We start from the raw sequence: 18,039 nt of genomic DNA, 5'->3' as shown, positions 1-18,039 counted from the left end.
AAGGCGCTGGTGGTTTAGCTTGTCCTTCGCAAAGGTCTAGCGCTGGCGTGCCAGCATTTCCCGCGCATGCTCGCGGGTCGTTTGCGTAATTTCCAGACCACCCAACATACGGGCGATTTCGTCCACGCGTTCGTCTTGCGTCAACGGATGGATCGAGGAAAACGTCTGGCCTTGCTCGGTCGTTTTCTCGACTTTCAAATGATGATTGCCGCAGGCAGCCACCTGGGGCAGGTGGGTCACACACAAGACTTGATGGCGTGCGCCTAGCTCTTGCAGCAAACGTCCCACCACTTCGGCCACGGCGCCACCGACACCCGTATCCACTTCGTCAAAAATCAGGGTAGGCACACGAGCTGCCTGGCTGGCGATGACGGACAGCGCCAGGGAAATTCGGGCCAGCTCACCACCTGATGCAACTTTGGCCAGCGGACGCGGCGTTACCCCTTCATGACCCGCCACCAGAAACTCGACTTGCTCAAGTCCGTGGACCTGGGGGGCGCAGGCCGTTAGAGCCACTTCAAAGCGCCCGCCTTGCATTGCCATAGACTGCATCGCCTGGCTGACTTGCTTGCCAAGCTGCACACTGGTTTTGCGTCGTGCTGTGCTGAGCTTGCCGCTTAAATCCTGATACTGCTTTTCGGCTTGCTGGGCTTTGGCTTGCAAGGCTTCCAGGTCGAAAGACTGCTGTAGTTGAGCCAGTTGCTCCTGCCAGCCTTCCAGCAGGCTGGGCAGCTCTTCTGGCTCCACTTTCAACTTTCGAGCCGCGCTGAAAATGGCTGATACCCGTTCTTCAGCCTCGGCCAGACGTTCCGGGTCCAGCTCCATATCGCTTAAATAACTGTTCAGATCCGACGCCGCTTCAGTGACCGCAATCTGTGCGGACTCCAAGGCATCCACAATGGCTTGCAGGCCGGGATCATGGCGCAGCAGGGCGCTCATTTCGTGGCTGGCTTTACCCAGCAATTGCTGTACCGAGGTTTCCTCGCCATCCAGCGCCGTCAGGGCTACTGCACTGCCATCAATCAGGGCTTGGGCGTGGGACAGGCGAGTGTGCTCCTGCTGCAACTGATCCCATTCACCCGCACGCAAACTCAGACTGGAGAGCTCATTGATCTGCCATTCCAGACGTTCCTGTTCGCGCTTTCCCTGCTCAGCACTTTGACTGGCCTGTTCGACGGCTTTGCGTGCCTGACTCAATTGCTGCCAGGACTGGGCTACTTGACGGGCCAGCGGCAAATGGCCGCCTTGGCTGTCCAGCAGATCGTACTGACTTTGGGGATTCATCAGGCTTTGATGGGCGTGCTGGCCGTGAATATCCACAAGCAACTCACCCAGTTCGCGCAGTTGGGTCAAGGTCGCGGCGCTGCCATTGATGTAGCTGCGGTTGCGGCCTTGCTGGTCGATCAGGCGGCGCAGAATCAGTTCTTCCGAAACATCGAAATCACGCTCGCTAAGCCAGCTCTGAATGTCTTGCTCGCAGTCGAAATGCGCGCTGACCTCGGTACGTGCACAGCCTTCGCGTATGGCTTTGGCGTCGCCGCGTGCTCCTAATACCAGGGAGAGCGCATCAATCAAAATGGATTTGCCAGCGCCGGTCTCCCCGGAAAAAACCGTGAAGCCGGTGTCGAAATCAATCGTGGCTTGATCCACGATGACAAAGTCTCGAACGTGCAGGGTACGCAGCATAGGGGTTTATTCGTTTTCGTCGTTAGGCAAAGGGATGTGATTCCAGCCCAGCTTCTGGCGCAAGGTGGAAAAAAAGCTGTAGCCCTTGGGATGGATAAAGCGAATGGTGTTTTGGGCGCGCCGCACATCAATGCGGTCGCCCTGCTGACAGTCCGACCAGGTTTGCATGTCAAAGTGCACGCTGCCACCGGATTCCACCCGGCCCAGGGCCGTAATGGTCAAATTCAGGGTGCCTGTGTCGGGCAGCACAATAGGGCGGTGTGACAAGGTTTGTGGAGCCACCGGCACCAGCAAAAAAGCTTTCAGGGACGGGTGCAGCAAAGGGCCGCTGGCGGCCAGCGCATACGCCGTGGAGCCGGTAGGAGTGGAGATGATCAGGCCGTCGGAGCGCTGGCGGTACATGAACACGCCATCAAGCTCTACACGCAGCTCGATCATGCCGCCGCGACCGGCGCGGTTGATGACCACATCGTTCAGGGCTACGCCCGAATACAGCACTTCCCCGTCCCGCACCACGCGGCCTTCCAGCATGGAACGCTCTTCAACATCGTATTCACCTTTCAGGACGCTTAGCAAAGCATCATTGGCGTCATTCAAGGGGACATCGGTAATAAAACCGAGGCGACCGTGGTTAATCCCGATCAATGGCACCTTGCTGTGGGCTAATTCGCGGGCAGCGCCTATCATGGTGCCATCCCCGCCCATTACGATAGCCAGATCGGCGCGCTTGCCAATCTGGGCATAATCACCAATGGGGAATTCAGTAATACCGGCATTCTGGGCGGTTGCGGCCTCCAGCAGCACCGAGCAACCAGTGTTGACCAGGGTTGCAGCCAGCGATCGGATGGGCGCATCCAAGCCGGAGTCCTGATATCTGCCAACAATGGCAACCGTTTTGAAATGCATGGGGCGAAAACCTTATGTTTAATGAAATAATGGCGATCAGTGGATTATAGAGTTGCCACTCTAGGCTTGGCTGTAAGATTCTCCCCTTTATCATGCAGAGCTGGTGTTTTTAAGTGACGTACGCGACATGGATGACAGAGCAAATGCCTTGTTGAAGGTACTGATCGAACGCTACATTGCCGACGGTCAGCCGGTAGGGTCCCGCACCTTATCAACCATTTTTGATTTTTCTCCGGCCACGATACGTAATGTGATGGCGGAGCTGGAAGGCCTGGGCCTGATTCATAGCCCCCACACCTCGGCGGGGCGCATTCCCACGCCTAAAGGCTACCGCCTGTTTGTGGATCGCCTCCTGGCGGCAGAGCGTTTCGAGCGGCCCGATGCCCGCAATCTAAGCCAGTATTTGCCTTTTGATGAGCCTAACCGCGCCGTCAGTTCCGCCGCTTCGCTGCTGTCGAATCTGTCGCAGTTTGCCGGTGTGGTGCTGGCGCCAAAAAAGGCGCAGACCTTCAGGCAGATTGAGTTTATTCGCCTGTCCGACAAGCGAGTGTTGCTGATTATCGTCACCCCGGATGGCGATGTGCAGAACCGCATTCTGTTCGTGCCCCGGGATTATCTGGAACAGGAACTGGTCGAGGCCAGCAACTTTTTCAATCAGCACTTCTCGGGCATGTCTTTTGAGTCCGTCAAGCTGGCCTTGTCGCAAGAGCTCAGTTCTTTGCAGGTGGATATTTCACGTTTGATGCAACAAGCGGTGGATGTGGGTAGCCACCAGCCTGATAGTGAAGAGGCGGTTGTCATCGCGGGCGAGAGCAAATTGCTGAATGTCACGGAAATGGTGGCGGATATGGATCGCCTGCGGCGCTTGTTCTCTCTATTCGAGAAAAAAACCGATCTGCTGCACTTGCTGGATGTCTCCAGTCAGGCCGATGGCGTACAAATTTACATTGGTGGGGATTCCCAGCTTTTGCCGGTGGATGATGTGTCTGTGATCACCGCGCCTTACGGTGTGGACGGCAAGGTTGTGGGTACGCTGGGCGTGATTGGGCCATCGCGTATGGCGTATGATCGTGTGATTCCTATCGTGGACATTACAGCGCGGCTATTGTCCAATGCCTTGAGCCATCACTCTGCCAGTTAAACGATGGGCCTTCAGTCTGTTCTTGGGCTGAAGGCAATCTGGCTGTCTAACGCACTAATCATCATGCCCAAGTTGTTTGCTTCTCCTTATTTGCCCGAAGCGCAGGACGCCGATATGTTCAATGAGCAGGCTCCGGTACGCGAGGCCGGGCCTGTCGGCATTTTGCTGGTCAATCTGGGTACGCCGGATCAGCCTGATGCAGCGTCGATTCGGCGCTATCTGGGCGAATTCCTGTCTGACCCCCGAGTGATCGAGATCCCTCAGCCTGTCTGGCAGATTATTTTGCGTCTGTTCATCTTGCCGCGTCGTCCCAGCAAGCTGGCACCGCGCTACAAGGACATCTGGTTGCAAAATGGCGCGCCCTTGCTGGTGTACAGCCAGGCGCAGGCAGATGGCTTGCAGGAGCTGTTGCAGGGACAAGGTCACGACGTGAAAGTAGAGCTGGGCATGCGTTACGGCAACCCGTCTATTGCCAGTGGCCTGGACAAGTTGAAAGCGGCTGGTTGTGAGCGCATTTTGACCTTGCCGCTGTACCCTCAGTATGCGGCCAGCACCACGGCCACCGCGGTCGATTGCGTGGCGGCCCATCTGGGCAAGCAGCGCAATCAGCCCGAGCTGCGTTTCATCAAGCGCTATCACACCCACCCGGATTACATCGGCCCCTTGGCGGCGCAGATTCGTCGCTATTGGGATGAACATGGCAAACCAGAGCGTTTGTTATTGAGCTTTCACGGTTTGCCACGCCGCTGCGTGGAACTGGGTGACCCCTATTACCGCGATTGCCGTGAAACGGCGGATGCCTTGCGTGCGGCGCTGGATGAGCCTGCCGTCGAAGTGCATATGGCCTTTCAAAGTCGTTTTGGTGCGCAGCGCTGGCTGGAACCCTACACCGAACCCACTTTGCGCGAATGGGGCAAGCAGGGGGTGGGACGTGTGGATGCTGTCTGCCCTGGCTTTCTGGCCGATTGTCTGGAAACGCTGGAAGAAATTCAGGTGGAGTGCCGTGACGCTTTTCTGGAAGAGGGCGGTCGCGAGTTCCATTACATCCCTTGCCTGAATGACGATCCGCAATGGATTGAGGGCCTGGGGCGGCTGGCTGTGCAACATTTGGGCGGCTGGTTACCCAGCCGTCTGGTGCCTACCCGATAGCCGCAGCCGGTTTTTGAAGGGCCAGGCCAGCAAAAATACAAAGGCAGGTCTTGAACTGGGGGCAGATGCCCCCATTTTCATGCGATCAACGAATTCTGTAGTGGAGATACATCGAATGGCTACACATGCCGATCCCAATAAGCCTCTGGACGGGGAAGTGACGGAAAACACGCCTGAACAGGCACAACAGGGTACTGTCGGGCAAGACCAGCCAGAGATTCTGGGCCAGCAGCCCGAAGAAAACTCGGCTGATCTGGCTACTGAATTGGCCCAGGCCCAGGAAAAAGTGTCGCAGTACTACGACCAGTTGCTGCGCGCCAAAGCCGAAGTGGAAAACATCCGCCGTCGTGCGGATGATGATGTCTCTAAAGCCCGCAAGTTTGGCACCGAGTCCTTTGCTGAAAGCCTGATCCCCGTGCGTGACAGTCTGGAAGCCGCACTGGCCCAGACCGAGCAGAGCACGGAAACCTGGAAGGAAGGGGTGGAAACCACCTTGCGCCAGTTGAACAAGGCTTTCGAGCGCAACAACCTGAAAGAAGTGGCACCGCAAGCGGGCGACAAGTTCGATCCGCACCTGCACCAAGCCATTTCGGCTGTGCCTTCTGAATTTGAAGAAGGCGCGGTAGCCCAATTGCTGCAAAAGGGCTACACCATTTCGGATCGCGTTTTGCGTCCCGCTTTGGTCATGGTGTCGGCGCCTAAATAAACGAGCCCGTCAGACTGTGCTGGCAGGCCGCCCGGAATTGACAGGCTTTTACGTGTAATTCCCCGGATTGTTGCTGGCACCGTTAAAAAAAATGATGGTCGCTCTTGAAATGCTCGGAGTATTCCCCATATGCATTTCATCAAACAATTTGCTTTCGCAATCAATCTTTTAGTCAGGTAAAAAATCATGGGCAAAATCATTGGTATTGACCTTGGAACCACCAATAGCTGTGTATCGGTGTTGGACGGTGACCAGGTTCGTATTATCGAAAATGCCGAAGGCGGTCGCACGACCCCTTCCATCGTGGCTTACATGCAGGACGGTGAAATCCTGGTTGGCGCACCCGCCAAGCGCCAGGCTGTTACCAACCCTACGAACACCATCTTCGCTGTCAAGCGTTTGATTGGCCGTAAGTTCACGGAAAAAGCCGTACAAACAGACATCGACCACGTGCCTTACACCATTGTTGCCGCCGACAACGGCGACGCATGGGTGGAAGCTCAAGGCAAGAAGATGGCTCCTCAGCAAGTGTCTGCCGATATCTTGCGCAAAATGAAGAAAACTGCCGAAGACTACCTGGGCGAAGAAGTAACCGAGGCCGTGATTACCGTGCCTGCTTACTTTAACGACAGCCAGCGTCAGGCAACCAAGGATGCAGGCCGCATTGCCGGTCTGGAAGTCAAGCGCATCATCAACGAGCCAACCGCTGCGGCTTTGGCTTTCGGTCTGGACAAGGCTGAAAAGGGTGATCGCAAGATTGCTGTGTATGACTTGGGTGGCGGTACGTTCGACGTTTCCATCATCGAAATCGCTGATATCGATGGCGAGAAACAGTTTGAAGTGCTCTCGACCAACGGCGACACCTTCCTGGGTGGCGAAGACTTTGACAAGCGCATCATCGACTACATCATTGCCGAGTTCAAGAAAGAAAGCGGCGTGGATCTGTCCAAAGATGTGCTGGCCTTGCAGCGTCTGAAAGAATCCGCTGAAAAAGCCAAGATCGAACTGTCCTCGACGCAGCAGACCGAAATCAACCTGCCTTACATCACGGCAGACGCTTCCGGTCCCAAGCACTTGAACCTGAAGATCACCCGCTCCAAGCTGGAAGCGCTGGTTGAAGACCTGATCGAACGCACGATCGAGCCTTGCCGCGTTGCTATCAAGGACGCTGGTGTGAAGGTTTCGGAAATCGACGACGTTATCCTGGTCGGCGGCATGAGCCGTATGCCCAAGGTGCAAGAGCGCGTTAAAGAGTTCTTTGGCCGTGAACCACGTAAAGACATCAACCCTGACGAAGCCGTGGCCGCTGGTGCAGCCATTCAAGGTTCCGTCTTGTCGGGCGACCGTACTGACGTCTTGCTGCTGGACGTGACTCCTCTGTCCCTGGGTATCGAAACCCTGGGTGGCGTCATGACCAAGATGATCCAGAAGAACACCACGATTCCTACGCGTCATTCGCAAGTGTTCTCCACGGCTGACGATAACCAGCCTGCTGTGACCATCAAAGTGTTCCAGGGCGAGCGCGAAATCGCTGCCGGTAACAAGGCTTTGGGCGAGTTCAATCTGGAAGGTATTCCACCAGCAGCACGTGGCCTGCCACAGATTGAAGTGACCTTCGACATCGACGCCAACGGTATCTTGCACGTGTCCGCCAAAGACAAGGGCACAGGCAAAGAGAACAAGATCACCATCAAGGCAAACTCCGGTTTGTCCGACGAGGAGATCGAGCGCATGGTGAAAGATGCCGAAGTGAACGCGGCTGAAGACCACCGTATCGCTGAACTGGCGGTTGCTCGCAACCAGGCTGAAGCCTTGATCCACTCCACTCGCAAGTCCATGACGGACTATGGCGACAAGCTGGAAGCGGAAGAGAAAGAAGCCATCGAAAAGGCAATCGCTGACCTGGAGGAAACTCTGAAAGAAGGCGATAAGGAAGCCATCGACGCCAAGGTGGAAGCACTGGGTGTAGCCTCGCAGAAACTGGGCGAGAAGATGTACGCCGACATGCAGGCTCAAGCCGCAGCACAAGAAGGTGCTGAAGGTACGGCCCAGCAGCCCGCCGACGAGAACGTGGTCGACGCTGACTTTAAAGAAGTCAAACGCGATCAGTAATTGCGAGCCTGAGTAAGGTTCCCTGGCCCGATCTTTGGCGGCATACGCTGGAGATCGGGCATTATTATTCAATCAGCGGCGTTTAGACGTCGTTAATCAAACATGGCAAAACGCGATTTATACGAAATTCTCGGTGTGGCCAAAAATGCGACGCAGGATGAACTCCGCAAGGCGTATCGCAAGCTGGCCATGAAGTTCCACCCTGACCGTAATCCGGATAGCAAGGACGCCGAGGAAAAGTTCAAGGAAGCCAAGGAAGCGTACGAGATCCTGTCCGACGAACAGAAACGCGAAGCCTATGACCGCTATGGTCATGCCGGAGTCGATCCCAACGCTGGCATGGGCGGTATGGGTGGCGGCATGGGCGGGGCCGGATTTGCAGACGCCTTTGGCGATATTTTTGGCGAAATCTTCGGTGGTGGCGGCGGACGTCGCGGCGGTGGCCCTCAGGTATACCGCGGTGCAGATTTGCGCTACTCGCTGGACATCAGCCTGGAGCAGGCAGCGGCCGGTTTTGATACTGAAATTCGCGTACCAAGCTGGGAAAATTGCGAAACCTGCTCGGGTTCGGGTGCCAAACCCGGTACCTCTGCACAGACTTGCCGTACCTGCCAAGGCAGTGGCGCTGTCCGTATGCAGCAGGGCATTTTCAGCATGCAGCAAACCTGCCCGACCTGTCACGGTAGCGGCAAGGAAATTGCGGACCCCTGCGTGGTGTGTCACGGTGAGGGCAAGGTCAAAAAGACCAAGACCTTGCAGGTCAAGATTCCAGCCGGTATTGATGATGGCATGCGCATCCGCTCCAGCGGTAATGGCGAGCCTGGCGTCAACGGTGGTCCTGCCGGTGACTTGTATGTGGAAATCCGCATCAAGCCGCACGGTATTTTCCAGCGTGACGGCGAGGATCTGCACTGCGAACTGACTATCCCATTCACCACGGCAGCGCTGGGTGGAACGGTGGAAGTACCTACCCTGACAGGGCGTGGCGAAATCACCATTCCTGAGGGCACTCAAGTGGGCAAGACGTTCCGCTTGCGCGGCAAGGGTATCAAGGGCCTGCGCTCCAGCTACCCCGGTGACTTGTACTGCCACATTCAAATCGAGACCCCTGTGCGTCTGAACGACGAGCAAAAGAAATTGCTGCGTCAGTTTGAACAGGCCTTGAGCGATGGTGGCGTCAAGCACTCGCCCAAAAGCGAATCCTGGACGGACAAGGTGAAGGGTTTCTTCTCCTGAATCCTGCAAGGGAAAGCGAAATAAAAAGCCCGGTACGAAAGTACCGGGCTTTTTTATGCCTGCCTGAGCAAGCCTTGTGCTTTACCGATCAGGGTTGAGCTTCCAGTGCTGCAGGGGCCGTCGATGCAGGAGTGGGGGCTTGTTCGCTTGCCTCGGCTTCAGGAGCCGCTGCACCTTGCTTCTGACGCTCGTGGTCAGCGGCAATCGCCACGACCATGTCCTTGGGTTTCAGGTATTTACGTAAAACTGTATTGACCTGTTCCGCATTGAGCTTTTGCAGATCCTGGTCCATTTTCTCCGACCATTCAAAGCTGCGGCCCAGATCCAGATAGTTCAGCCACGCGCTGCTGACCACCGTGTCCTGGCTACGCGACAAGCGGCGGTAGTTCAGCAAGGCATTCACGCCTTCCTTGACCTCTTGCTCGCTAAAGCCGTCTTTTAGGGTTTGAGTCAGTACTTCATCAATGGTTTTGCTCAGCTTTTCGCTATTGCTGGGAGCGTGGATGGCATACACCGTCCACGAACCATTCGGCTCATAGCTGGACGCATCCACTTGGCTACGTACGTTATAGGACAAGCCATCTTCCACACGTACGCGGTTCCACAGGCGCGAGGTTTCAGACAGCCCCAGCAAGTAGTTGGCCAGATAGACAGCCGGGAAGTCGGCATCGCTGTCTTGCAGCTTCAGGCCCAGATCGGCCAGATAGAAGGCGTTTGCCTTGTCCGGGGTGTTGATGTCAAACACCTTGGGAGCAACGGTTTGCAAAGGATCATCCGGACGCTGGTAGGTCGGGGCTTTGCGCCAGCCTTTCAAACCATCAGCCAAAGCCTTGCGAACCTCTTCCTTGTCAAAGTCACCTACGGCGCTAAAGGCGACATCGCCCGTACCGTAGAATTTTTGATGGAAGTCCCGCACCTGCTTGATCGTAACGGCTTGCACCCGTTCTATGCCCTCTTCAAAGCTGGGCGTGTAGCGGATATCGTCTTTGGGCCATGGGTTGGTATAGCGTTCGATCGTCTGGCTTGCCAAGGCAGCAGGCTCAGTACTGGCCGATTTCAGATCGGTGACCACGGCTTGCTGATATTTCTTCAGCTCGTCCTCGGGGAAGTTTGCGTTGCGCAGCACGTCCAGCGCCAGAGCAATGGCTTTGGGCAGGTTCTCACGGTTGGAGGACAGCGTCAGGTACAAGCGACCATTGGAACCGCTGGTGCTGAACTGAGTTTGCATAGCGGTGAACTGATCGGAAATCTGTTCGCGATTCAGTGTCTTGGTGCCTGTTGTCAGCAGGCTGGCAACGGCAGCGGCGGCAGCCGTCTGGTTCTTGAGCTGATCGGGCGAACCAAATTTGAAGGACAAGCGTGCTTCTACACGGTCAGCGCGAGTACCTTTAGGTAGTAGTGCCATCTTCACTTCGCCCAGATCCTTGCCCAAAGATAAAGGCTGCAGATCGGTGCGGGCCATGATGTTGGCGGGGCTGGGGTCAAAGGCCTCTACCGTTTTGCCGCTGTCCTTGCCGGTGTAGTCTTGCACCAGTTTGGCAACATCGACGACGTTGGCTTCAGGTGCACGCACAGGTTTTTCTGTGGGGATGTACAAGCCGTTGCTGCGGTTGCTGGCTACCAGCCAGGTTTCCAGCGCTTTTTGGACTTGTGGCAATTTGGCGGCTTCTACCCGATCACGCTGCAGGAAGAACAAGCGCCAATCGCCACTGGCAGCGGCTTCAGAAAGAGCGCTGGCCAGCCCGGCCGGATTGGCATAAGTCTGGGTCCAGCCCGTCATCCACTGGCTGCGGATACGTTCCAGATCGGCATCTTTCAGCGGGGACTTGGCCAAGCCTTCCAGCGTGTCATTCATGGCCTTCAAGGCTTTTTGCTGATCCATGTCTTGTTTCAGCTCGGCACCAAACAGGGCGTAGCCGGGATCGTGGCTTTCCGAGTCGAAACTGAACACGCTGGTGGCCAAATTCTTGTTGACCAGATTTTTGTACAACTGCCCGCTGGGGGTATCACCCAGGGCGCTGATCCCCAGGCTCAGGTCCATATACTCTGGGCTGGCGGCGCTGGGCAGGTGGTACAGCGACATGATCAGCGGCGTGCCGCCGTGACGACGCAAGGTAACGGTACGTGTGCCATCTTGTACTGGTTCAACCGTGTATTCAGGACGCAGGGTACGGGTCGGTTTGGGAATAGAACCAAAAGCCTTGGCAATGTTTTCCAGAGTCTGCTCGGTATCGAACTGCCCGGTCACAAAGAGCACCGCGTTATCAGGTTGGTAGTAGTCGTGGTAGAACTTGCGAAGCTGCTCGATATCCACATTCTCTACGTCCGAGCGGGCACCAATGGTGGTTTTGCCATAGCTATGCCACTGGTAGGCTGCGGCCGTCAGCTTTTGCATCAGAACACGGAAAGGGCTGTTTTCACCGCTTTCCATTTCATTACGCACCACCGGCATTTCTGCCACCAGATCCTGCTTGTCGATCAGGGCGTTGACCATCACGTCGGCCTGCCAGTCCAGATACCACTTCAGGGTTTCGGGATCTGCTGCAAAGCTGGCAAAGTAATTGGTACGGTCACTAGAAGTGGTGCCGTTGGCTTCCAGACCGCGCTTGGAAAATTCTCCCAGTGCATTGCGCAAGGTGGGCGTGCCGCGAAACAGCATGTGTTCCAGCAGGTGAGCCATGCCGGTTTGCCCGTAATTTTCATGTCGGGAACCGACCAGATACGTCATGTTGACGGTGGTGGTGGGCTTGGAATCGTCGGGGGCCAGAACAAGGCGCAGGCCATTGTCCAGCGTGTATTGAGTGACGCCTTCGACAGAGGGGCCTTGGGCCAGACCAGCGGGCAGAGCATAGGCTGCCAGTGAGCTGGACAGCAGCGCGGCCCCTGCCAGATGGCGCAAGCGCAGGGCGGCAATCAGTACCGAGAGTTTCATGAATACATCCTTACGGTTTTAGCGATGAAAAAGCCAGCCAAGCCGACCAGTGTCTTTTGTAGCATGGGGCCGTTTAGCTGGGTAGGCAGCGCTCCCTGCAATTAGCGGGGCTTAACAAAAAAAAACCCACCAGGGGCACTGGTGGGCAAAACAGCAAGAAAACGACGCCGCTTTTAATTGGCTTTGCGTTTCAATCCGTCCAAGGCCTCGTTACGCAGATGGTTCAGACTCTTGAGCAGAAAGTCATGCAAAGCCGTTAACTGACTGGTGCTGTAGTGTGCCGTGGCATTCATGATCTGATGCGCGGGCTGGTCCATAGAGGCAATCAAGCGTCTGCAGCGTTCGTGATGGGGATACAGGCTGGTCATGCGCCCATCGCGCGGATGCGGCTTGCGCAGCAAGTAGCCCGCATTTTCCAGACGCGTCACCAAGGCTTGGGTACCACTGGGGCTAAGGTTCAATAATTGGGCCAGCTTGCCGGGGGACAGAGGTTTGAGCTCCAGCACAAATTCCAGTGCCTTGTACTCATTCAGACTCAGACCCGCTGCCTGCGCCAACTGGTGCTTGTTCGCTTCCAGGTACACATCAAACTGGCGCAGCATCATGCGCACAATATCGTTTTGCATATGCCCTGACAAAACTTCGTCCCTTGCTTCTGGCTCGGTCCATTCAGTTGTCAGGGGCTGTTTATTGGGCATACGCAAATGTCCTTAGCGCGGTGGACCGCCTAGTAAACCGTTGACCAGGCCAGTTACCGGTTGCAGTACGCCAGTGTTGCCAGAGCCTGCTGTGGGTACGGCACCAGTAAGCCCGGCTATTAACTGATTGACCGGTGCCAGTAAGCCATTGTTCGCTGCTGAGTCAGTGGACATGTTGCCATTCAGTCCATTAACCAGAGTCGTTACAGGAGCGAGTAAGCTGGTAGATGACTCATTGCCGGTTAGCAGGCTGCTGCCTGGAGAACCTTGCAATAGTTGCAACTGGCCGTTGTTCTGGAAGAGGATATCGGTCGCATCTGCAAGCCCACCCGTTGCGTAATCCAGGGCGGATGTCAATGGGGAGCGGTTGTTCGGGTCATCATAGAGCACGCCTCCAACGCTACGTACTGTATTACCTATGCCTCTGACCAGAGTTCCAGAGACTTCGTTCAGGTCTAGTGGCAGATCAGGCTGTTCGATAAGTCGTCCTAGTACATCGATAGAATCGCCTGCGTACAGGGAAACCTCTTTCCCCGTTGATGAAGTGACATAGCTAATATCAATGGCATCCCTGATGCGGGCTTCGTAGTTCTTGAGCTGCTCTAGTGTATCTATTAGCTCAGGCTGATCGAGTTGGAGGTGCGAAGGTCGCTGGGGAAAGACATGATTTATAGTTCTATCAAGGTTTTGCAGTGTCGCCCCTGGAGGGGGGGTGAAGTAAGTGGTACTTAGTGAATCCGACTGGGCCGTCGCTGAAAATAGACTGGCTGTCAGGCTGAGCAAAACGATCCTGCTGGATGTAAAACGTGTCTTTGTCGTCATGACTTACTCCATCTAAAGATCAGGATTGCTCAGACAGGTCGGGGTGAGATGCGAGAGGTCCTGGGATTGAGGGATGGGGCGGGGTACGCCCCATCCTGTCGCTTATCGAGGACTGCCCAGCAAGCCACCGAGGATGCCGGTAACTGGAGCCAGCAAGCCGCCGTTGGTGCCTGCGACGGCGCCACCGCCTGCGGCTGCGCCGCCAGAGGCGCTCACGTCTACCGAGACCGTTGCTCCGCCACCCAGGCCGCCAACCAAACCACCGACCAGGCCAGTGACCGGAGCCAGCAAACCGCCGTTAGCTGCATCGCCACCACCCAGTCCGCCGGTCAGGCCGCCGACCAGGTTTGTGACCGGAGCCAGCAAGCCGCCGTTAGCTGCGTCACCACCACCCAAACCACCCGTCAAACCACCGAGCAGACCTGTTACGGGAGCCAGCAAGCCGCCGTTAGCCGCATCGCCACCACCCAGTCCGCCAGTCAAACCACCGACCAGATTGGTGACAGGGGCCAGCAAACCACCGTTGGCACCTTCGCCACCGCCCAAGCCACCTGTCAAACCACCGAGCAGGCCTGTGACAGGAGCCAGCAAGCCACCGTTGGCAGCATCACCACCACCCAAGCCGCCTGTCAGGCCGCCGAGCAAACCGGTGACAGGGGAGAGCAAGCCGCCTTCTCCATTACCCGTCAGTCCGCCAGTCAAGGAAGCGACGGCTTGTGTAGCGTGGTTCAGGGTGTTGCCCAGCGGGTTCGTATTGCTATCGGTTTGATGAACCAGGCCACCGACCGAGGCAACGGCCTGACCCAAATGTCCGACTACACCGCCCAGACCCAGAGGGGCTGCGCCATCCACTTGAGTACCCACATTGGCCAGGGCGCTGCCTACTCCGCCCAGCAAGGCATTGATTGGCTGACCGACGCCCAGGCCGTCACCCACTTGTTGAGTGACATGAGTGACCGTGGCACCTACAGGAGCGACTACGGTATCCAGGGTTTCGCCGACATTGCCCAGGATTGGGTTCAAGCCAATCGGCAAGATGTTATCGACGGTTTGCCCCACGTTGGCCAAGGAGGGCTCAAGAATAGCGGGGGCGTCCGTGCCGTTCAGCAAACCACCCAGACCCAGTTGGCCGGTGATGGGGTACAACAAGCTGCCTTCGCCCAGCAGGGAGTCGGTCAGAGCGGCAACGCCGCCAGTTGCGTGGCCCAGCACGGCTGTCAATGGTTTGGGGTTGTTAGCGTCAGCATGCAGCAAGCCGCCTGCACTACCCACTGCATTGCCCAAACCACTCAAAAGACCGCCCACACCTTGACCCAGATTCAGAGGTAGGCCGCTATTGCCCAGTTGTTCGCCCAGATTGGCAACTACGCCACCAGTCTGACCGAGCAGGCTGTTTACGGGTTGGCCCAAGCCAGTAGCGCCACCAATTTGTTGAGTCAGGCCTGTGGCTGTGTCCAGAACAGGAGCGACTACGGTATCCAGTGCCTTGCCCAGCTTGCCGCCGGTGTCTTGCAAGCCGACAGGCAGTACGTTGTCGACGGCTTCGCCTACGTTGTTAAGGGTGGTTTCCAGTGGACCTGGAGTGCGAGTGGGGGGATTGCCGCCGTTATCGCCGCCGCCGTTGTCGCCGCCGCCGTTATCGCCACCGCCGTTATCGCCACCGCCGTTATCGCCACCGCCGTTATCGCCACCGCCGTTATCACCGCCGCCGTTGTCGCCGCCGCCGTTATCGCCGCCGCCGTTATCGCCACCGCCGTTGTCACCGCCGCCGTTATCACCACCACCTGGGCCGCCAGTGCCTGGGCCAGGGTTCGTGGGGGTTTCCGATCCGCCGCCACCGCTACTGCCGCCACCACCACCGAGTAAGCTACCGCAGGCGGTCAAGGTTAAGGTGCTGGCCATCAAGGTGGCCAGGAGAGTCAGGCGCAGGCCTGGTTTCTTGCTGTCTGTATTTTTATGCATTGCTTGCTCCAATAAATGATCGGGGTACTTGCTTGCTTCCTGAATCTAGTTAAGCAATTCGCGTGCCAATTTATAGGGTTCTTTGCAAGCCGCATTCCGCTTGGGGATGGCAGAAAGTACAAGAAAAAAAGAGGGCTATTTGTTACGGGTTTTGGGGCTCGGGCGGAACGTGTTACGTAACAAAAAAAGAACCGCTGACAAGCAGCGGTTCGGATGGGGTAGAGCGGCGTGATCAGGAGGCTCGTGGCACCAGGGCCTTGGCATCCAGCCAGTCTTTGGTGTTTTGCCTGAAGGTACTCATGCTATCGACCAGAAAGTCATACATGGCAATGAGTTGTGCCGGGTTTTGGTTCGCTGCTGTGTTGATGGCCTGATTGATCGCTCGTTCTTTAAGGGCGAGAACCTCGCGGCATTTGTCCTGTACGGGGTGCAGGGCAATCACCCGTTTGTCCAAGGGGTGACGACCGCGTGTGATGTAGCCCCGGTGTTCCAGGCGGTTGATCAGGGCGCTGACACCACTGGCACTCAAGTCCATCAGGTGGGCGAGCTGTCCGGTAGGCAGAGCATCGAACTCCATGATGTATTCCAGTGCCTTGAAGTCATTCAAGGGCATGCTGGCTTGTTCGGCCAGACTGGCTTTCAGGGCCTCCGCGTAGATGGTGAACTGACGGCCCAGCATTTTGCCCAGATCCATCAGCATTTTTTCTGACAGCACACTGTGCTCATCGTTATGGGAGGACCAGTTGGAGCGGCTCCCGGCGCTTTGCGCGCCAGGATGAAAGCTCACTGGCAAACTGACCGGGTTCATGACTTTATTCATCATTTCCGGCCACCTCCCAGCAGACCGCCGACCAGGCCACCAACCAAGCCGGTAACCGGCGTCAACAAGCCACCACTTGCCTGGCCCTCAGCGGCTGCGCCACCGCCAATCGAAACACTGCCTGTGACCCCGCCCAGAATGCCGGTAACAGGAGCCAGCAAGCCGCCGTTAGCTGCATCACCACCACCCAGGCCGCCGGTCAAACCGCCCACCAGGTTGGTAACAGGAGCCAACAAGCCGCCGTTAGCTGCATCACCACCACCCAGGCCACCGGTCAAACCGCCAACCAAGTTAGTGACGGGAGCCAACAAGCCGCCGTTAGCTGCATCACCACCACCCAGGCCACCGGTCAAACCGCCAACCAAGTTAGTGACGGGAGCCAGCAAGCCGCCGTTAGCTGCATCACCACCACCCAGTCCGCCGGTGAAACCACCCACCAGGTTAGTGACAGGAGCCAGCAAGCCACCGTTAGCTGCGTCGCCACCGCCCAGGCCACCGGTCAAACCACCAACCAGGCTAGTGACGGGAGCCAGCAAGCCACCGTTGGCCGCATTGCCGCCACCCAAGCCGCCGGTCAAACCACCGACCAGATTGGTGACTGGAGCCAGCAGACCGCCCGTTGCGCCGTCACCACCACCCAGGCCGCCCAACAATCCAGTGACTGGAGCGAGCAAGCCGCCACCTTCACCACCCGTAATCCCGCCCAAGCCGCCTGTCAGCGAAGCGACGGCTTGTGTTGCGTGATTCAGTGTGTTGCCCAGCGGGTTTGTATTGCTATCGGTTTGGTGAACCAGACCACCAACCGAGGCAACGGCCTGACCCAAGTTTCCGATCACACCGCCCAGACCCAGAGGGGCCGCGCTATCCAGTTGAGTGCCCACATTACCCAGGGCGCTGCCTACACCGCCCAGCAAGGCGTTGATGGGCTGGCCAACACCCAAACCATCGCCCACTTGCTGCGTCACATTGGTGACGGTGGCAACGACAGGTGCCACGGTATTGTCCAGAGCACCACCGACATCACCCAGAATCGGGTTCAGGCCCAGAGGCAGAATGTTGTCTACGGTTTGTCCGACATTGCCCAGCGCAGGCTTCAGAACAGGCTCACCGCCGTCAGCCAGCAAGATTCCGCCCAGGCCCAGTTGCGCCGTCAGCGGATGCAGCAGGCTGCCTTCACCCAGCAAGGAGCCCGTCAGCACTTCTACGCCTTTCGTGGCGTGGTACAGGGTATTGCCAAGTGGGTTGGTGTTCTTGGGATCGTTGACCAGCAAGCCACCCGCCGAACCGACGGCCTGGCCCAGATGGGAGAGCAGGCCGCCTGCTCCTTTACCCAGATTCAACGGCAGGCCAGTCTTGTCCAACTGATCTCCCAGATTGGTCACGACGCCACCGACTTGATTTGTCAGACCATTGATTGGTTGGCCTAAACCAGTAAGCCCGCCAACGGTGCGAGTTGTGTCCGTAACGATATTGGTGACGGGTTTGAGCGCACCGTCCAGAGTTTGACCCAGTTGAGTACCGGTTTTGCCCAGGTTAAGTGGGACTACATTGTCGACAGCCTTGCCCAGATTACCCAGGGCATTTTCGGTGATGCCGTTACCGCCACCGTTGTTCCCGCCATTGTTCCCACCGTTATTACCCCCATTATTTCCGCCGTTATTGCCACCGTCGCCGGGGTTAGGCAGATTGGGATCAACAACGGGCGGACGTACGGCGACTTCCATGCCGTCGCGTACTCCACCGCGCGAGGAGCAACCTGCCAGGACGGCGGCGCTGATGACCAATGTGGCCACAACAGTACGTTGCAATGTGCGTTGTACCGAGGCTTTTCTTGCTGAATTCCTTGCTTTCATGTCTGACTCCGATTTG

The 18,039-nt window shown here is 57.0% G+C and carries 13 protein-coding genes; 5 read left to right on the top strand and 8 right to left on the bottom strand.

What is annotated here, in order from left to right; all coding sequences use genetic code 11:
- Positions 1 to 36 precede the first annotated feature (36 nt).
- Positions 37 to 1,686, bottom strand: coding sequence for a DNA repair protein RecN (recN, locus tag JYG33_RS08250; protein ID WP_207875473.1), 1,650 nt, complete (start codon positions 1,684 to 1,686; stop codon positions 37 to 39).
- 6 nt (positions 1,687 to 1,692) lie between these two features.
- Positions 1,693 to 2,592 carry an NAD kinase gene (locus JYG33_RS08245; protein WP_207875472.1) on the bottom strand — a complete coding sequence of 300 codons (900 nt, stop codon included), beginning with the start codon at positions 2,590 to 2,592 and terminating at the stop codon, positions 1,693 to 1,695.
- A gap of 127 nt (positions 2,593 to 2,719) precedes the next feature.
- Here JYG33_RS08245 and hrcA point away from each other — a divergent pair, with 127 nt between their 5' ends.
- The 5 genes from hrcA to dnaJ all read left to right on the top strand — a co-directional run bounded on the left by hrcA (position 2,720) and on the right by dnaJ (position 8,936).
- Positions 2,720 to 3,733, top strand: a complete 1,014-nt coding sequence (gene hrcA, locus JYG33_RS08240; protein ID WP_207875471.1) for a heat-inducible transcriptional repressor HrcA — start codon at positions 2,720 to 2,722, stop codon at positions 3,731 to 3,733.
- A 63-nt stretch (positions 3,734 to 3,796) separates the two neighbouring features.
- Positions 3,797 to 4,882: a ferrochelatase gene (gene hemH / locus JYG33_RS08235; RefSeq protein WP_207875470.1), complete on the top strand. Its 1,086-nt coding sequence runs from the start codon at positions 3,797 to 3,799 to the stop codon at positions 4,880 to 4,882.
- 115 nt (positions 4,883 to 4,997) lie between these two features.
- Positions 4,998 to 5,588 carry a nucleotide exchange factor GrpE gene (gene grpE, locus JYG33_RS08230; protein ID WP_207875469.1) on the top strand — a complete coding sequence of 197 codons (591 nt, stop codon included), beginning with the start codon at positions 4,998 to 5,000 and terminating at the stop codon, positions 5,586 to 5,588.
- 186 nt (positions 5,589 to 5,774) lie between these two features.
- A complete protein-coding gene (gene dnaK / locus JYG33_RS08225) occupies positions 5,775 to 7,700 on the top strand; it encodes a molecular chaperone DnaK (RefSeq protein ID WP_207875468.1) in 1,926 nt (641 codons plus the stop codon).
- Between the two features lie 102 nt (positions 7,701 to 7,802).
- Positions 7,803 to 8,936, top strand: a complete 1,134-nt coding sequence (gene dnaJ, locus JYG33_RS08220) for a molecular chaperone DnaJ (RefSeq protein ID WP_207875467.1) — start codon at positions 7,803 to 7,805, stop codon at positions 8,934 to 8,936.
- Positions 8,937 to 9,024: 88 nt separating this feature from the next.
- Here dnaJ and JYG33_RS08215 read toward each other — a convergent pair whose 3' ends face one another.
- From JYG33_RS08215 to JYG33_RS08190, 6 genes are all read right to left on the bottom strand, one after another.
- Positions 9,025 to 11,868: a pitrilysin family protein gene (locus tag JYG33_RS08215; protein ID WP_207875466.1), complete on the bottom strand. Its 2,844-nt coding sequence runs from the start codon at positions 11,866 to 11,868 to the stop codon at positions 9,025 to 9,027.
- A 173-nt stretch (positions 11,869 to 12,041) separates the two neighbouring features.
- The gene (locus tag JYG33_RS08210; protein ID WP_207875465.1) at positions 12,042 to 12,566 is read right to left on the bottom strand and encodes a MarR family transcriptional regulator; all 525 of its coding nucleotides are present in this window, start codon (positions 12,564 to 12,566) and stop codon (positions 12,042 to 12,044) included.
- A gap of 12 nt (positions 12,567 to 12,578) precedes the next feature.
- Positions 12,579 to 13,388: a hypothetical protein gene (locus JYG33_RS08205; protein ID WP_207875464.1), complete on the bottom strand. Its 810-nt coding sequence runs from the start codon at positions 13,386 to 13,388 to the stop codon at positions 12,579 to 12,581.
- 102 nt (positions 13,389 to 13,490) lie between these two features.
- Positions 13,491 to 15,350: a collagen-like triple helix repeat-containing protein gene (locus JYG33_RS08200; protein ID WP_243430307.1), complete on the bottom strand. Its 1,860-nt coding sequence runs from the start codon at positions 15,348 to 15,350 to the stop codon at positions 13,491 to 13,493.
- Positions 15,351 to 15,582: 232 nt separating this feature from the next.
- Positions 15,583 to 16,173: a MarR family transcriptional regulator gene (locus tag JYG33_RS08195; RefSeq protein ID WP_243430306.1), complete on the bottom strand. Its 591-nt coding sequence runs from the start codon at positions 16,171 to 16,173 to the stop codon at positions 15,583 to 15,585.
- The gene (locus JYG33_RS08190; RefSeq protein ID WP_243430305.1) at positions 16,170 to 18,023 is read right to left on the bottom strand and encodes a collagen-like triple helix repeat-containing protein; all 1,854 of its coding nucleotides are present in this window, start codon (positions 18,021 to 18,023) and stop codon (positions 16,170 to 16,172) included. The genes JYG33_RS08195 and JYG33_RS08190 overlap by 4 nt, the downstream gene beginning before the upstream one ends.
- Positions 18,024 to 18,039: the final 16 nt, after the last annotated feature.

Origin of the sequence: Alcaligenes sp. SORT26 (assembly GCF_017377875.1) — a bacterium.
Classification (GTDB): Bacteria; Pseudomonadota; Gammaproteobacteria; order Burkholderiales; family Burkholderiaceae_B; genus Alcaligenes; species Alcaligenes parafaecalis.
Note: the sequence above shows the minus strand (reverse complement) of the source record. Positions and strands in the feature narration are given on the sequence as shown.

Excerpts from the sequence above, each read along its gene's own strand:
- recN (WP_207875473.1), bottom strand. The coding sequence starts at position 1,686 with ATGCTGCGTACCCTGCACGTTCGAGACTTTGTCATCGTGGATCAAGCC.
- JYG33_RS08245 (WP_207875472.1), bottom strand. The coding sequence starts at position 2,592 with ATGCATTTCAAAACGGTTGCCATTGTTGGCAGATATCAGGACTCCGGC.
- hrcA (WP_207875471.1), top strand. The coding sequence starts at position 2,720 with ATGGATGACAGAGCAAATGCCTTGTTGAAGGTACTGATCGAACGCTAC.
- hemH (WP_207875470.1), top strand. The coding sequence starts at position 3,797 with ATGCCCAAGTTGTTTGCTTCTCCTTATTTGCCCGAAGCGCAGGACGCC.
- grpE (WP_207875469.1), top strand. The coding sequence starts at position 4,998 with ATGGCTACACATGCCGATCCCAATAAGCCTCTGGACGGGGAAGTGACG.
- dnaK (WP_207875468.1), top strand. The coding sequence starts at position 5,775 with ATGGGCAAAATCATTGGTATTGACCTTGGAACCACCAATAGCTGTGTA.
- dnaJ (WP_207875467.1), top strand. The coding sequence starts at position 7,803 with ATGGCAAAACGCGATTTATACGAAATTCTCGGTGTGGCCAAAAATGCG.
- JYG33_RS08215 (WP_207875466.1), bottom strand. The coding sequence starts at position 11,868 with ATGAAACTCTCGGTACTGATTGCCGCCCTGCGCTTGCGCCATCTGGCA.
- JYG33_RS08210 (WP_207875465.1), bottom strand. The coding sequence starts at position 12,566 with ATGCCCAATAAACAGCCCCTGACAACTGAATGGACCGAGCCAGAAGCA.
- JYG33_RS08205 (WP_207875464.1), bottom strand. The coding sequence starts at position 13,388 with ATGACGACAAAGACACGTTTTACATCCAGCAGGATCGTTTTGCTCAGC.
- JYG33_RS08200 (WP_243430307.1), bottom strand. The coding sequence starts at position 15,350 with ATGCATAAAAATACAGACAGCAAGAAACCAGGCCTGCGCCTGACTCTC.
- JYG33_RS08195 (WP_243430306.1), bottom strand. The coding sequence starts at position 16,173 with ATGATGAATAAAGTCATGAACCCGGTCAGTTTGCCAGTGAGCTTTCAT.
- JYG33_RS08190 (WP_243430305.1), bottom strand. The coding sequence starts at position 18,023 with ATGAAAGCAAGGAATTCAGCAAGAAAAGCCTCGGTACAACGCACATTG.